This is a genomic window from Pseudomonas sp. GW821-FHT01E05, from assembly GCF_059422425.1.
Map to the genome: position 1 here is coordinate 144,612 of NZ_JBWKWW010000007.1, position 15,284 is coordinate 159,895.

Below are 15,284 nucleotides of genomic sequence, written 5' to 3' on the forward strand. Positions count from 1 at the left end.
TGAGTCAAATGGTGGCTGTGATCAATCGCCGCCAGGCGCCAGCATCAGGTTCGGCGCCAGGCGTTGGTAACCTTCCAGGTCCAGGCGCATGTCCAGCGCCAGACTGCTCAGGTCCGCCGAGAGGGCTTCGGCGTCGGCGTCATTTTCCAGGTAGAGCAGTTTCAGGTAGCTGTTGCAGCCGGGACAGATTTCAGCCCGCAGTGGCGCCTGGCTGGCCGTGTGGCGGTCATCACCGAGGCTGACGTATTTGAGCCCCTTGCTCTGTTCGCAGTAAACGCACTTGACCCGCACCACATGCCATTCGCAGGCGCACAGCGAACACACCAGGTAGCGCAGCCCGTTGTACTTGCCCCGTTGGTGGATCACCCCGGCCATGGCCGGCGAGCCGCAGGCCGGGCATTGGCCCAGGCTGGCGCAAGGCTTCAGCTCGCCAGCCTGCATGCTTAGCAGCCAGTGGCTCCAGGCCGCCTGCAAGGCAGCGCCGAGAAACGGTACCAGCGCCGCCGGCAGCCCTGCATATTGGCCGCTGAGCAAGGCAATCGCCCAGACCTTGCGTTGCGAGACGCTGGCGCTGCGCAAGGTCGCCACGGCCTGTTGCACCGTGGGCCGCGGCGGTGCCTGATAACGCCGCAGCAAGGTATCCAGGTACGCCAGCCAGCCGTCCTCGCGCACCAGACTGTCGGCGGCCAGCGGCGGCATGCCATGTTGCTGGCACACCATCAGGCGTTCAGGATCCAGTGCCGTCGACACCGGTGGCTCGTCCAACAGGCTCTGCTGGAGGTGGCACAGACCGGCGACCAACCGCAGGTAGTCGGCCAGTGGATGCCCGTTGGCCAATTGTTCCAGGCGCACAGCACGCAAAGTGAACAGGTTGTGCGGTGGCAGGCGCAGGAACGGCGGCGTGCTCGCCGAGGCTTCGATCTGTCCGGGCTCCAGTATCAGGCTCAAGGTGTCATCCCTTTTTGGTTATCTGGCTGTCCGGCGTCTCGTCGCGGGTCACCTCACGGTACCAGAGCTCATGGTGTTTCTTCGCCCAGGCGCGGCTGACCCAGCCATGCACCATCGCGCTGACCGAGCCTTTGATCCAGATGGCGGCGTAAATATGCACGATGATGCTCAACACCAGCACGAACGCCGCCAGGGCATGCAGCAGGGCTGCCAGGCGAATGGAGGTGATACCGAAGTACTGGCTGAAATAGGCCCGCCAGATCACCAGCCCGCTAAACAGTAGCACCAACATGCAGGCCAGCAGGACCCAGAACAGTAGCTTCTGACCGGGATTGTATTTGCCAATCGGCGGTACGCCCTGCTCTTCGTTACGCATCACCCGGTCAATCCGTTTGAGCCACAGGCGGTCGTTGGCGATAAAAATATTAGCCCGCCAGAAGCGAATCACCAGCCCCAGAAAAAACACGAACATCAGCACGCCCATGAACGGGTGCAGGATTCGCGTCCAGGGGCCCCCACCGAACAGTTGGCTGAGCCAGAACAGCGCTGGATGGAACAGTGCCAACCCCGACAGAGCCGCCATGACGAACAGTATCGCCACCAGCCAGTGGTTGGTGCGTTCGTTGGCGTTATAGCGCAGGATCGTTTTGTCTTTCATGGTCGTCTGCCGTCCTGCGGTCCAGGTTTGTTCGGGTCATAGACATGCACGGCCGGGTCGACCTCGTGCACGCTGTCGTCCTTGCCGGCCGGGTGCTCGTCTTCCTCGACCCGCTGCGGGCCGATGCGTACGTAATGGAAGAATCCGGCCAGCACCGCGGCCCCCATGGCCAGTAACGCCAATGGCTTGCTCACGCCCTTCCACAGTCCTACCAACGGGCTGATGACCGGCTGATTCGGCAGGCCGGCGTACAGCGATGGCTGGTCGGCGTGGTGCAGCACGTACATCACGTGGGTGCCACCCACTCCCGCCGGATCGTACAGACCCGCGTTGTCGAAGCCCCGTGACTTGAGATCAACGATGCGCTCGGCGGCATGCTCTTTCATGTCCTCCTTGCTGCCGAACACGATGGCGCCGGTCGGGCAGGTCTTGACGCAGGCTGGCTCCAGACCGACCGCCACCCGGTCCGAGCACAGCGTGCACTTGTAGGCCTTGTGGTCCTTCTGCGAAATACGCGGAATGTCGAACGGACAGCCGGTGATGCAATAGCCGCAGCCAATGCAATGGTCCTGGTCGAAGTCGACAATGCCGTTGGCGTGCTTGATGATCGCCCCCGGGCTGGGGCAAGCCGCCAGGCAGCCAGGTTCGGCGCAGTGCATGCAGCCGTCCTTGCGAATCAACCATTCCAGATTGCCCTGAGGGTTTTCGTACTCAGTGAAGCGCATCAGTGTCCAGGTCTCGGCGGCCAGGTCCTGGGGATTGTCGTAAGTCCCGTGGGTGTGGCCGACCTCGTGGCGCAATTCATTCCATTCCGAACAGGCGACCTGGCAAGCCTTGCAACCGATGCACTTGGTGGTATCGATCAGCTTGGCCACTTCCTCCTGCTGTCGCACCGAGGGCGGCGCGGTGGTGGTAGCCGAACGGGCAATGATGTCTTGACTGGCCATTTATATTTTCTCCAGGTTGACCAGGAATGACTTGGATTCCGGGGTCTGGGTATTGCCGTCACCGAGGAACGGCACCAGGGTGTTGGTCAGATAGCCATGCCGGGTCGCTCCGGTGAAACCCCAGTGCAATGGAATGCCGATCTGGTGCACGGTCTGGTTGTTGACCTGCAGCGGACGGATCCGCTTGGTCACCACCGCCACTGCCTCGATATGCCCGCGTTTGGAACTGACCCGCACCCGGTCGCCGGCGGCAATGCCCTTCTCCTTGGCCAGCACTTCGCCGATCTCGACGAATTGCTCGGGCTGGGTCACGGCATTGATCGGGCAATGCTTGGTCCAGAAGTGGAAGTGCTCGGTCAGCCGGTAGCTCGTGGCGGCATAGGGGAAGTCCTTCGCCGTCCCGAGCGACTCCCAGACGGAATCGAAGATGCGCCCGGCCGGGTTGCTGGTCGCCTTTTTGTTGTTGGGGTGCAGCGGGTTGATGCCAATGGGCGTCTCGAACGGTTCGTAATGCTCCGGGAACGGCCCTTCGTTCATCTTGTCGACGGCAAAGAACCGCGCCACCCCTTCGGGATTCATGATGAAGGGGTTCATCCCCGCTTCCGGCGCCACGTCGGCCTTGTAGTCGGGCACGTCGGTGCCGCTCCAGACCTTGCCGTTCCACCACACCAGGCGCTTCTTCGGATCCCAGGGCTTGCCCTGCAGGTCAGCCGAGGCACGGTTGTAGAGAATGCGCCGGTTCATCGGCCAGGCCCAGGCCCAACCCAGGTTCTGCTTCATACCGTAGGGATCGCTGTTATCGCGGCGGGCCATCTGGTTGCCCTGCTCGGTCCAGCTGCCGCAGAAGATCCAGCAGCCGGACGCTGTGCTGCCGTCGTCCTTGAGCTGGGCGAAACCGGACAGCTGCTGCCCGGCCTTGACCGTCGTCCCCGTGGCGTCGGTGACGTCGGCAATGGCGTAGCCGTTGAACTCCTTGGCAATCTCCTCGGGCGTCGGCGAGTCGGGCACCTTGTAGGGCCAACTGAGCTTGAGTATCGGCTCGGCGAAGGCACCGCCGTTGGCCTGGTAACGCTGACGCAGACGTATGAACAGGTCGCTCATGATTTTTACGTCGGTGCGTGACTGTCCCGGGCCCTCGGCACCCTTCCAGTGCCATTGCAGCCAGCGACCGCTGTTGACCAGCGAGCCGTCCTCTTCGGCGAAGCAGGTGGTCGGCAGGCGGATGACTTCGGTCTGAATGCTGGCTGTTTCGACATCGTTGTAAGGCCCGACATTGCGCCAGAATTCCGAGGTTTCGGTGGTCAGCGGGTCCATCACCACCAGCCACTTGAGTTTGGCCAGCGCGACCATCACACGGTTCTTGTCGGGCAAGGCGGCGATGGGATTGAAGCCCTGGCAGACGTAGCCGTTGACCTGCCCTTTGCCCATCATGTCGAACACTTTCAATATGTCGTAGCCGGGAATGTCGAGCTTGGGCAGCCAGTCGTAGCCCCAGTGGTTGTCGGCGGTGGCGTTGGCCCCGTACCAGGCTTTCATCAGGCTGACGTGGAACTTGCCGTAGTTCTGCCAGTAGGACAACTGCCCGGGCCGCAACGGCTTGAGCGCACGCTTGGTAATGTAGGTGTCGTAGTCCTGTTCGGCATCGCCCGGCAGTGTCAGGTAACCGGGCAGCAGGTTCGACAGCAACCCGAGGTCGGTCAGGCCCTGGATGTTGGAGTGCCCGCGCAGGGCGTTGACGCCCCCGCCCGGCATGCCGACATTGCCCAGCAGCAGCTGCACCATGGCCGCGCTGCGGATCATCTGCGAGCCGGTCGAATGCTGGGTCCAGCCCAGGGCATAGAGGATCGTCATGGTCTTGCCCGGTTGCGAGCAGGTGGCGATCTCTTCCCAGATTTTTTTCATCGCATCTTGCGGCATGCCGCAGATCTGACTGGTCAGTTCCAGGGTGTAGCGGCTGTAGTGCTGCTTCATCAGCTGGTAGACGCAGCGCGGGTGCAGCAGGGACGGATCGACTTTGGCAAAACCGTCCTCGCCGATTTCATAGCCCCAGCTCGACTTGTCGCTGTAAGTGCGCTTGGTCGCATCGTAGCCGGTAAACAGCCCGTCCTCGAAACCAAAGCCTTCCTTGACGATGAACGACACGTCCGTATAGGCGTGCACGTACTCGTGCTGGATTTTGTTTTCAGTGAGCAAATAGTTGATCAGACCGCCCATGAAGGCGATGTCGGTACCGGTGCGAATCGGTGCGTAATAGTCGGCCACCGAGGCGGTACGGGTGAAGCGTGGGTCGATCACGATCAGTCGCGCCTGGTTGTGCGCTTTGGCTTCGGTCACCCATTTAAAGCCACAAGGGTGGGCTTCGGCGGCATTACCGCCCATGACCAGGACCAGATTCGCGTTGGCGATATCAGTCCAGTGATTGGTCATCGCGCCACGGCCATACGTTGGGGCAAGACTTGCCACCGTCGGGCCATGTCAGACACGTGCCTGGTTATCGAACCCCAGCATGCCCAGACTGCGAACGACCTTGTGGGTCATGTAACCGGCCTCGTTGGAGGACGCGGAGGCAGCGAGAAAACCCACCGTCAGCCAACGATTGACCGTCTGGCCCTTGGCGTTCTTCTCGATGAAGTTGGCGTCACGGTCGGCCTTCATCAGATCGGCGATGCGATCCAGTGCGTCATCCCAGGACACCCGTGTCCACTCGTTGCTGCCCGGCTTGCGCACCTGCGGGTATTGCAGGCGGCTGGGGCTATGGATGAAGTCCAGCAGGCCCGCGCCTTTGGGGCACAGGGTGCCGCGGTTAACCGGGTGGTCGGCGTCGCCTTCGATGTGGATGATGCTCTGGGCGACGTTCTTGGCCGTATCGCCCTGGCTGTACATGATCAAGCCGCAACCCACTGAGCAGTAGGGGCAGGTGTTGCGGGTTTCATGGGTATGGGCCAGTTTGAAGTGGCGCACTTGCTCGGCGAAGGCGGGTGCCGGGGCCATGCCCAGCGCGGCCAGGCTCGAGCCTCCTAGGCCGATGGCGGCGACCTTGAAGAACTGACGACGGTTGAGGTCCATCGTGCACTCCTGATCAGGTGGAGTTACCCGGTACATGGCCGGGATCTCTTGGACGATCACGGCGACGGTTTTACAGCCGCCGACACTTGAAACTTTAGTCAAGATTGCAAGGAATGTATTGAAACCTGATCGTCGGTGGTGTGCTCAGCGTTCATGAACACATCTTGTGAACAGCGCAAGGGAACAAGCATGATCTGGTCAAGTAATCCAGGACACCGGTAATGGTGTTTATGCGAGGCTTTTAAATGATATGAATGATCGACATGCCCCACAGGCTGAAGATCATAGTGTCCCTGCATTCCATGCAGTTGATCTCTTGAGTTCTCCGAACTAAAGACTCCCAGACCTGGAAACTAATGCTTCCAGATGGCGGTGCTCCCGCCGGTTTCATTCTTTGGCACGTGATCCATGGGGGTCAAAGATCTGGTTACCGCCATTGCGAATCACCCATGAAGACCTGAATCTATCGGGAGGCGTCAGAGCGACTCCCTCCAACGGGCACTCCCATTTCAGGCTTGGTCATGAGGCGTTCAGCCGCCCCACTCCACAGGGCTTCAGAACGTCTTGCCGACGCTGGCCACCAGGGTTGCGCCGCACAAGTCGTCGTAACCGGTAAAGCTCAGGCATTCGCTTTTCGAAAGATCAGTATCGATGTAACTCACGCCCCAGGTAATGCCGACAAAGTCACGACTCAGTTTGATTTCCCAATCGTGGTAGTCGGGCCGGCTGTTGCCATTGGCGCTGAAGAATACGTCGTCCTTGTAGTCAACGTACTCAAAGCGCGCTTGCAGGCCGATTTCCGCGGGCAGCACGTTGTGGTAGCCGATAAACACCGAAGAAACGTCTTCGTCTTTTTTGCCCTTCTGGAAATTGCCATCTTCATCCACGTAGTCAGGGCCTTTCATATTGTTGACGTATTTGCCACCGAGCAAGACGCCATAAACATCAAGGGTGGACTGGATGTCGCTCTGGTTGTACTGGCTTGCACGCGGGTACTCGTACTTTGTGTAGAAGGTGTCGAGGCTGATGTTGTCGGCAAATTGCCAGAAATAGCCGCCATAGTATTCGAGCTCCTGACGCGTACTGGAGTCATCGCCAAAGTCGACATTCGAGGTCCAGATACCGGCATACAAGCCGCTGGAGTGGTTGAGGGTGATCGCCAGTTGCGCCGCAGGGTCGCCGAGGGTTTGCGAGATGCCGCTAGCGCGATAATCACTGACCAGGGTGGGAGTAATGGTGAGGACGAAGTTGTCGTTGAGTTCCAGCGCCTGAGCGCCGATCAGTGGCGACAGCGCAAGGCCGGCAAGCACGAAGACAGACAATGCGTTCATATGGATTCTCTTATTTTTATGAGTGCGCGGGTGATTTTGGGCAAGGCAGCGCCCAACGCCCCGCAACGCGCGGCGTCAGGTGTGTTACGTGGCGTGGGCGCGTGGGTTGTCAGGCGTCGGGGGCGTAAACCTGCTTGCCGGCGAAAAAGGTTTTCAGGACCTTGGTGTCGAACAACTCGTCGTCGCTGACCTTGAATACATCGCGGTCGAGGATGATCAGGTCGGCCTGTTTGCCGGGCTCCAGAGAGCCAATCTGCTGATCCAGACGCAGGGCTTTGGCGGCGTTGATGGTGTAGGCGTAGAACATGGTCTGACGATCAATGCTTTCCTTGGCATTCAGCACACCCAGCGGACCTTTCCGAGTGTTGGCCTGAGCAATGGCGTTCCACGGATTGGGGCTGGAAACCGGCCAATCGCTGGCCCCGGCAATCATGGCGCCAGCTTTATGCAGGGACTGCGCGGGATACTGGTAACGGTAGGCAAAGGCACTGATATAGGGTTTGACCAACTTCACCGTGTAGTCCTCACCAGTGGCCCAGAGTAGCTGCATGGAGGCGATCACCCCAAGCTGCTTGAAGCGCGGAAACTCTTTGGGGTTGACCAGTTGCAGGTGGCTGATGCTATGGGCCATCGGCGTCGGGTTGAGCTTGCGTGCATATTCAAAGCCATTGAGTGACTCACGGACCGCGCGGTCGCCAACGGCATGCATGTGCACGATCCAGTTGCGCTTTTCTGCCGCCACCACCAGCTCACCAAAGTGCGCCGGGTCGATTAGCAATTGGCCACTTTTAAGACTGTTCTTGAACGGGTCGATAACCGCGGCGGATTGCCCTGGAAACTCCATGATGCCGTCTGCAAAGACCTTGATACCCGGGAAGGTCAGGTTGGGTACGCCCTCGTATTTTTTCATCACCTTGGCCAGAACTTCCAGGTCGGCCGGCTTGCTTTTCGGATTGGTGATCAGCAAAGCGGCGACGTGTGCGCTGAGTTCGCCCTTCTCTGCCAGTTCGCGGTAGAGCGGCAGTACACCGTAACTCTGCTCAGTGGGGGTGAATTCGAATAGTGAGTCACCGCTGCCGGCATTAGCCGCTGCGTCCATCCAGGCGGTGACGCCGTACTGGTTGTTGATTTTCACCGCCTCGCGGGTGGCGTTCAGCATGAGCTCTGCGGGGGGTGCGGGAAGTTGACTGCGGACCCGGTCCCAGCCATTTTCTGCAAAATAACCATTGGGTGTGAAGTCCGCTTCGTGGCCGATATAGTTGCGCTCTTTTTCCGGCAGGCTTTTGACCAGTGCAGCATCGATCTTCAGGCGCTTGAGCATGGCGTTATTGGCCCAGCCGGTATGACCGTCAATACCGTTCAGTACCACCGGTTGCTCGGCCCAGCGTCCCTGATTGAAGCGTTTGCCGAGTTCGCGGCTTTGTTCCCAATAGGCCGAGCTGACCCCGGCAATGCTAACCACGTCCGCCATGCGCGCGTGACCGGCCTGATCCTCGGTCAGGATCCATTGCTCAAGGTCGGCCAGCGGTTTTACTTCGTCATTTAGATTTGCGCGCAGGCTAGCCATGCCGGCCATCACCGGGTGACTGTGGCTGTCGATCATGCCCGGCATCAAGACCTTGCCGGCGAGATCGATCCGTTGCGTATGGGCGTCGGCCAGTGCGTTGATGTCTGCATCGCTACCGACTTTCAGGATCTTGCCGTTTTCTACCGCAACTGCTTTAGCCAAGGCTTGCCCGGGAATGCCGGTAAATACCTTGCCATTGGTGAGTACCAGGTCCGCCGCCGCCATGGCCTGCAGTGAGGGGAGCGTTAGCATTGCCGCCAGTAAGCACGGGGTAAATCGCTTCATCTGAACATCCTTTTATGTTTACATTTTTTTGTTTTTATCTTGGTTTTGCTCTTGGCGACTGAGCGAATCAGTGGCCTGCGATTTCCTTGAGCCGGTACCAAAACATGCCCATTGCCAACAAGGGAGAGCGCAGCAGTTTGCCGCCGGGAAAAGTCATGTGCGGCACGCTGGCGAACAGGTCGAAACCTTTGCTGTGTTCAAGGCTGATGGCTTCAGCCACCAGCCGAGCCGCCATGTGCGTGGTATTGAGCCCATGCCCGGCGTAAGCCTGGGCGTAGAACACATTAGGCTGAGCCTGCAAGCGACCAATCTGCGGCAGTCGGTTGGCGCCGATGCCAATCATCCCGCTCCACTGAAAGTCGATGCGTTTAGCCGCTAGCTGTGGAAACACCTCGAGCATTTTCGGGCGCATGTAGCCAGCGATATCCTTGAGGGTCCGTCCTGAGTAGTGACACGCGCCACCAAACAGCAACCGCCGATCCGCCGACAAACGATAGTAATCCAGCCCCACACGCTGATCGCACAGCGCCCGGTTGCCGGGTATCAGTGTCTGGGCAAGGGCCTCGCTCAACGGTTCAGTCGCCACGACGTAGCTGCCGGCAGCAAGCACCTTGCCGCTGAGTGCCGGTTCCAGATCACCCAGATGGGCATTGCCGGCGAGTACCAGCGTCTTGGCGTGAACCACACCGTTGGCGGTGTGCACACGAATGCTGCTGCCATATTCGATACGAACGGCCGCACTGTTTTCGCACAAGCGTACGCCCAGACGTTGGGCCAGAGCGGCCTCGCCCAATGCCAGGTTGAGCGGATGCAGATGCCCCGATCCCTCGTCTATCAGGCCGCCGACATAGCGATCAGAACCCACTACTTTGTGCATGTCGCGTTGTTCGACCAGCTCGACCTTGTGAGGGTAACTCTGGTTTTTGAGTGCCTCCTGCTCCGCCAACAGGTTCTGGAAATGTCGGGGGGTGTTCGCCAGTTCACAGTGGCCCCAGCGCAAATCACACTCGATGCCGTGCTGCTGTACCCGCTGACGGACCAAATCAACCGCGTCCAGGCCCAATTGCTCAAGCACCTTTACGCCTTCGCTACCGATGGCTTTTTCGTGCGCACCAAGGTCGTGTCCAATGCCACGAATCAACTGACCGCCATTGCGTCCGGTGGCGCCCCAGGCTATCTGGTGTGCCTCCAGAACGATCACCGAGTGGCCCCGTTCAGCCAGTTCGATTGCCGTATTCAATCCGGTGAAACCAGCACCGACGATGCACACATCAGCCTGTGCCTGGCCTTCAAGTGGCGGGCAGTCGAGCTGACGATTTCGAGTGGCGCTGTAATACGACTGCGGTGAAGAAAACTGGGACGTCATAAGAGCTACTACCTATCAGTTGCCGGGCGCAAGTTGCAACCCGGCGCAGGGGTTAACGCCCGGACTTGAGGTTGCTCCAGGAACGATTCATCCAGCGCATGATGTCGGGTGGCAGTTGCGTCGAGACGTAGAGCTTTGCCTGCACCGATTCGGGGGGATAGATCGATGGATTGCCGGTGATGCCCTCACTCATCAGTGCCGTAGCCGGGGTATTGGCATTTGCGTAGCCCACATACTCGCTGACCTTGGTAATCACCTCGGGTTTGAGCAGATAGTTGATGAAAGCATGAGCTTGTTCGGGGTTTTTGGCATCGGCCGGAACGGCCAACATATCGAACCAGAGGTTGCCGCCCTCCTTCGGGACCGTGTAGGCGATCTTGACTCCGTTCCCGGCCTCCTGGGCACGATGGATTGCCTGGTACACATCGCCTGAATAGCCGAAGGCGATGCAGATGTTTCCGTTGGCCAGATCCGAGACGTATTTGGAGGAATGGAAATAGGTGATGTAAGGACGCAAGGTCAGCAGTTTGCGCTCCGCGACCTTGTAATCTTCCAGCCGGGTGCTGTTGGGGTTCAGTCCCAGGTAATTGAGCATTGCCGGCATAGCCTCGTCTGCGGAGTCCATGAAGGCGACGCCGCAGGCCTGCAGCTTCTTGAGGTTCTCGACCTCGAACAACGTGCTCCAGGAGTCGATGGTGTCGACGCCCAACACCTGTTTTATCTTCTGAACGTTGTAACCAATGCCATTGGTACCCCACAAATACGGCACGGCGTACTGATTTCCCGGATCGTTGGCTTGCAGGCGTTGCAGCAACACCGGGTCGAGGTTCTTCCAGTTGGGCAGTTGCGTCCTGTCGAGCTTTTGAAAAGCCCCGGCCTTGATCTGCCGACCGAGAAAGTGATTGCTCGGCACCACCACGTCATAGCCGGTATGCCCGGCCAGCAACTTGCCTTCCAGGGTTTCATTGGAGTCGAAAACGTCATAGACCGGCTTGATGTCGGTTTCCCGCTGGAAGTCCGCGAGCGTGGTTTCAGCGATGTAATCGGTCCAGTTATAGATATTCACCATACTTTGCGCCGAAGCCTGGCCAGCCAGACCGCAGAGCGTTGTGAGCATGAGTTTTAGCGCGAATCGTTTCATTCACATGTCCTTGCTGTGGGTACATTTGAGAATGTGGGGTACTACACGCTGAGCAACAGGAACTCCCGTTCCCAGGAACTGATGACCTGCTTGTAGTTCTCGTGCTCGACCCGTTTGACCGCGACAAAGCCTTTGGTGAAACGCTCGCCCAGATACTCTTTGGTGATGTCCGAGTGCTCCATGCGTTCGAGCGCCGCCTCCAGGGTCAGCGGCAGGCGCAGGTTGCGCCGCTCATAACCGCGGCCGACAACCGCCGGGCTTGGCTCGATCCCCTCGACCATGCCCACGTAACCGCACAGCAGGCTGGCCGCCAGGGCCAGATAAGGGTTGGCATCAGCACCGGCCAGGCGATTTTCGACCCGACGATTCTGCGGATCCGAATCCGGCACACGCAGGCCGACCGTACGGTTTTCCTCCCCCCATTCGACGTTAACCGGCGCCGAGGTATCGGGTAGAAAACGACGGAACGAATTCACATTGGGCGCGAACAGCGGCAGGGTTTCGGGAATGTATTTCTGTAACCCGCCGATGTGGTGCATGAACAACTCACTCATGCTGCCATCGGGATTGGAAAACACCGATGCACCGGTTTTCAGGTCCACCACGCTCTGGTGCAAATGCATCGCGCTACCCGGCTCGCCGGTCATTGGCTTGGCCATGAACGTGGCGCTGACATCGTGTTTGAGAGCCGCCTCGCGCAGCGTCCGCTTGAAAACGATGATCTGATCGGCCAGGGACAACGGATCTCCGTGACGGAAGTTGATCTCCATCTGCGCAGTGCCTTCTTCGTGAATCAAGGTATCCAGGTCCAGGCCTTGGGCCTCGCTCCAGTCATACATGTCTTCGAACAGCGGATCGAATTCGTTGGTCGCCTCGATCGAATAGGACTGACGCCCTGTTTCCTGGCGACCGGAACGGCCAATCGGTGGTTTTAACGGGTAATCCGGGTCAGGGCTGCGTTGAGTCAGGTAGAACTCCATTTCGGGCGCAATGATTGGCTTCCAGCCGCGCTCCGTGTAGAGCTTCAACACCTTTTTCAGGATGTTGCGCGGCGACAGTTCAATCGGATTCCCTTGCTTGTCATAAGTGTCGTGAATCACCTGTGCGGTGGGCTCCAGAGCCCATGGCACGATAAACACCGCGCCTTCGTCCGGGCGGCAGTGCATGTCGATATCCGCCGCATCCAGCAGGTCGTAGTAGATATCGTCTTCGACGTAATCGCCGGTGACCGTCTGCAACAACACACTCTCCGGCAGGCGCATGCCCTGCTCGTTGAGGAACTTGTTGGTTGGAGATATTTTGCCCCGAGCAATGCCGCTCAGATCAGAGATCAGGCACTCGACTTCAGTGATTTTGTTTTCTTTGAGCCATTGGCTCAGTCGATCCAGATTGCCTTTCATAACGCCTCGTACAGGGAAATGCCCGAGCGCCCCATGGCGGCCCAGTTCCGTGCTTCAAGGAGATAGTGCAATCGTGAGGCGGCTGGCTTCTATCCGATTTGCGCGTTTGTTCATGCCCCATTTTGGGGCGTGAACGCGTGGGCGTTGGCTACTTAGCGCGAGCGCAAGAGTGTGCAGCTGGGAAGCTCGCCGAACAGGCCGCGATAGGCCTCTGAGAAACGCCCCAAGTGCCAGAATGACCAGCGCATGGCGATTTCCGCCACGGTGGTTTCACCTGCCGAGGTGCGCAGCAAATCACGGCGTGCGAAGTTCAATCGGCGCAGTCGTTGCCATTGGCTGGGAGACACACCGGTAAAGGAGGTGAAGCTTTGCTGCAACTGACGCACAGACACCCCGGCGCCACTGGCCAGTTGCAGGGCATTGAAATGCTCTTGCGGGCAAGCCATGACCAGATCGAACACCCGCTGAATGAGCCGGCGGTCATGGGCCAGATGTTTTTGGCTTGCCCGATCCAGGGTCTGGCTCGGGCAGTCGAGGATATACAGGCAATCGTCGACCAGCTGTTGCGCCAGGCCCTCTTCGACCACCTGGGACGGTGCTGCGACCAGTTGTTGCAGCGTGCTGCTCAACCAGCGACCGAAGACCTGGCTTTGCTGGGAAACCAGCGGCGTCAGGAACAATCCATCAAGACTGCTCAAATTCAGGCTATTGAGTTGTTTGAGGTACTGAGGACCAATCACGACGGCTACTTCTTTATAGTTTTCCGGCGTGATCCAGGTGTTTTGACTTTCCTCGTTGAGTAAATACAGCGAGCCATTGCGAGTATCGAAACTGAATACCAATGAATCAGCGGGCGCATGGAAATGCTGTTCTATCCGCGTATTCATGCGCTCTTCATACACCTCAACGCCACCCAGCTCCATGTGCACAACCTTGCCCTGGAAACAACCGGGTGACATTTGCTGGTAATGCTCCTGCCAACCGGCGATGACAAGTTGCTGATCCACATCCGCAGTGTCGTGGGATTGAATCTGCATGCTGTTTTCCTTCCTTGTATCCCCGCCCGGAGGCGCCGGACGAAGCCAGTAATAATTATTATCAGCGCACCCTATCAGCGTGTAAAAAACAGCGCAAACAGACTTGAAACCAGCGGCATGCAGGCGTTCGTCAAATAGCAACGGGGGGCGCCGATTCAGCCATCGGGGCCTGGTTGGTGGGGCACCGGTTGAGGAGCATCTGCGCCTTCCCCTCTGCAAAGGTGCTGGCATCAGGCCCAGTGGCGTGGGTCGTTCATGACCGCCTCATGCTCGGCAAACAGCTTGGGCAGCTCCACCTTGAGAAAGTCCACCCAGGTTCTGACCTTGGCATCGAGGAAACGCCGCGATGGATAGACTGCGTAGACATGCCGTTCACGTAGGCGATAGGCCGGCAGCACACGCAGTAACTTGCCTTCGCTGACCGGACGGGTCGCGGTATAGAAAGGCAGCAGGCTGATGCCCATGCCCGCTTCAGAGGCCTTGACCATAGACTCGGCGACATTGCTCTGGAAGGTCTTGCCGGGTACGAGGCTGTACCCGCCCCGCTCGTCATGGAATACCCATTCATCGTGGTACAACGGATCGAGCATGCGTAAGCAGCGATGCTCATTCAGGTCCACAGGCGCTCCCGGTACACCATGGCGTTGCAAGTATTGCGCGCAGGCGCAAGGCAGGCTGTAAATCTGCCCGATGACCTGTGCGACAAATTGCGAGTCGGCCAATTCCTGGGCAATCGAGATGACCACATCATGACCTTCTTCCAGCGGGTCCGGATTGCGCTGAGACAGGGTCAGCTCGAACACCACCTCAGGATGGAGCTCGCTATAACGGGCGATCAGCGGTGTGATCAGCACACCCAAACCGCTCAGGCTGTGCACCCGAAGCCGACCACTGGGGTTGAGATGGGCGTCGCGGGCTTCGGCGGTGGCTTCGTCCATTTCCTCGAGTATCTGCCGGCCACGCCGCAAAAAGCGCTCGCCGGCTTCGGTCAACCGCAGGCGCCGGGTGGTGCGTTGCAGCAGGCGCGCCTGCACATGCTGCTCCAGATCCGCCACCAACCGTGAAACTTGCGCGGTAGAGAAATCGAGTGCCTGCGCTGCTGCGGTAAAACTGCCGCTATCGACCACGCGGACGAATACCCGCAGGCTATTGAGCAGGTCCATATGCCCTCCGGGCGCACTGACTGTTGCGTTTCATGTAAGGCTGCATCAAGCAAACCCCTCTTTATCTACAACAGGCAGGGAATAGACTTCAGGCATCAGGATCACCAAGGAGAAAAATGAAATGAAAACGTTGATCAGTCTGTTTCTGGCAGTCATCGCCACCTCGGTCATGGCGGCCGGCGACGAACAAGTCCCTGCGACTCAGTACAACCCCGCGCAGCCACTCGATATCGCCAAGGTCATCTCGGTATCGCCCACTGCAAACGCCTGTGAAGTGGTGCCCGCGACCATGGTCTATGTCGATCACCAGGGTGAAACCCATCGCCTGGTTTACCAGGTCATGGGCGGCTGCTCGGGCAACTCTTGATCAAGCCC

General features: G+C 58.9%; 12 protein-coding genes. 1 reads left to right on the top strand and 11 read right to left on the bottom strand.

From position 1 onward, the window contains the following. Window positions 1-21: 21 nt before the first annotated feature. The 11 genes from fdhE to AC07W5_RS17325 all read right to left on the bottom strand — a co-directional run bounded on the left by fdhE (window position 22) and on the right by AC07W5_RS17325 (window position 14,909). Window positions 22-948, bottom strand: a complete 927-nt coding sequence (fdhE, locus tag AC07W5_RS17275; RefSeq protein ID WP_495023916.1) for a formate dehydrogenase accessory protein FdhE — start codon at window positions 946-948, stop codon at window positions 22-24. Window positions 949-952: 4 nt separating this feature from the next. Then, on the bottom strand, window positions 953-1,606 hold the full coding sequence (locus AC07W5_RS17280) for a formate dehydrogenase subunit gamma (protein ID WP_494992826.1): 654 nt from the start codon (window positions 1,604-1,606) through the stop codon (window positions 953-955). Further along, window positions 1,603-2,553 (bottom strand): formate dehydrogenase subunit beta, encoded by a 951-nt coding sequence (gene fdxH, locus AC07W5_RS17285; RefSeq protein WP_494992825.1) that lies wholly within the window; start codon window positions 2,551-2,553, stop codon window positions 1,603-1,605. The genes AC07W5_RS17280 and fdxH overlap by 4 nt, the downstream gene beginning before the upstream one ends. Then, on the bottom strand, window positions 2,554-5,619 hold the full coding sequence (gene fdnG, locus AC07W5_RS17290; protein ID WP_495023917.1) for a formate dehydrogenase-N subunit alpha: 3,066 nt from the start codon (window positions 5,617-5,619) through the stop codon (window positions 2,554-2,556). 554 nt (window positions 5,620-6,173) lie between these two features. Next, window positions 6,174-6,950, bottom strand: coding sequence for a TorF family putative porin (locus AC07W5_RS17295; RefSeq protein WP_495023918.1), 777 nt, complete (start codon window positions 6,948-6,950; stop codon window positions 6,174-6,176). A 109-nt stretch (window positions 6,951-7,059) separates the two neighbouring features. Next, window positions 7,060-8,802, bottom strand: coding sequence for an amidohydrolase (locus tag AC07W5_RS17300; RefSeq protein ID WP_495023919.1), 1,743 nt, complete (start codon window positions 8,800-8,802; stop codon window positions 7,060-7,062). A 67-nt stretch (window positions 8,803-8,869) separates the two neighbouring features. Then, on the bottom strand, window positions 8,870-10,168 hold the full coding sequence (locus AC07W5_RS17305) for an NAD(P)/FAD-dependent oxidoreductase (RefSeq protein WP_495023920.1): 1,299 nt from the start codon (window positions 10,166-10,168) through the stop codon (window positions 8,870-8,872). A 52-nt stretch (window positions 10,169-10,220) separates the two neighbouring features. Then, window positions 10,221-11,309 carry a polyamine ABC transporter substrate-binding protein gene (locus AC07W5_RS17310; RefSeq protein ID WP_495023921.1) on the bottom strand — a complete coding sequence of 363 codons (1,089 nt, stop codon included), beginning with the start codon at window positions 11,307-11,309 and terminating at the stop codon, window positions 10,221-10,223. Window positions 11,310-11,350: 41 nt separating this feature from the next. Continuing rightward, on the bottom strand, window positions 11,351-12,709 hold the full coding sequence (locus AC07W5_RS17315; protein WP_495023922.1) for a glutamine synthetase family protein: 1,359 nt from the start codon (window positions 12,707-12,709) through the stop codon (window positions 11,351-11,353). 152 nt (window positions 12,710-12,861) lie between these two features. After that, window positions 12,862-13,746, bottom strand: a complete 885-nt coding sequence (locus AC07W5_RS17320) for a helix-turn-helix domain-containing protein (RefSeq protein ID WP_495010747.1) — start codon at window positions 13,744-13,746, stop codon at window positions 12,862-12,864. A 230-nt stretch (window positions 13,747-13,976) separates the two neighbouring features. Further along, window positions 13,977-14,909, bottom strand: a complete 933-nt coding sequence (locus AC07W5_RS17325) for a LysR family transcriptional regulator (protein ID WP_494992817.1) — start codon at window positions 14,907-14,909, stop codon at window positions 13,977-13,979. A gap of 121 nt (window positions 14,910-15,030) precedes the next feature. Here AC07W5_RS17325 and AC07W5_RS17330 point away from each other — a divergent pair, with 121 nt between their 5' ends. Next, window positions 15,031-15,276, top strand: coding sequence for a DUF2790 domain-containing protein (locus tag AC07W5_RS17330; protein ID WP_494992816.1), 246 nt, complete (start codon window positions 15,031-15,033; stop codon window positions 15,274-15,276). The last annotated feature ends 8 nt before the right edge of the window (window positions 15,277-15,284 follow it).

Bases quoted from the DNA above. Each gene is read 5' to 3' on its own strand.
- AC07W5_RS17280 (WP_494992826.1), bottom strand. From the start codon at position 1,606: ATGAAAGACAAAACGATCCTGCGCTATAACGCCAACGAACGCACCAAC.
- AC07W5_RS17320 (WP_495010747.1), bottom strand. From the start codon at position 13,746: ATGCAGATTCAATCCCACGACACTGCGGATGTGGATCAGCAACTTGTC.
- AC07W5_RS17315 (WP_495023922.1), bottom strand. From the start codon at position 12,709: ATGAAAGGCAATCTGGATCGACTGAGCCAATGGCTCAAAGAAAACAAA.
- AC07W5_RS17330 (WP_494992816.1), top strand. From the start codon at position 15,031: ATGAAAACGTTGATCAGTCTGTTTCTGGCAGTCATCGCCACCTCGGTC.
- AC07W5_RS17295 (WP_495023918.1), bottom strand. From the start codon at position 6,950: ATGAACGCATTGTCTGTCTTCGTGCTTGCCGGCCTTGCGCTGTCGCCA.
- AC07W5_RS17310 (WP_495023921.1), bottom strand. From the start codon at position 11,309: ATGAAACGATTCGCGCTAAAACTCATGCTCACAACGCTCTGCGGTCTG.
- fdxH (WP_494992825.1), bottom strand. From the start codon at position 2,553: ATGGCCAGTCAAGACATCATTGCCCGTTCGGCTACCACCACCGCGCCG.
- AC07W5_RS17300 (WP_495023919.1), bottom strand. From the start codon at position 8,802: ATGAAGCGATTTACCCCGTGCTTACTGGCGGCAATGCTAACGCTCCCC.
- AC07W5_RS17305 (WP_495023920.1), bottom strand. From the start codon at position 10,168: ATGACGTCCCAGTTTTCTTCACCGCAGTCGTATTACAGCGCCACTCGA.
- AC07W5_RS17325 (WP_494992817.1), bottom strand. From the start codon at position 14,909: ATGGACCTGCTCAATAGCCTGCGGGTATTCGTCCGCGTGGTCGATAGC.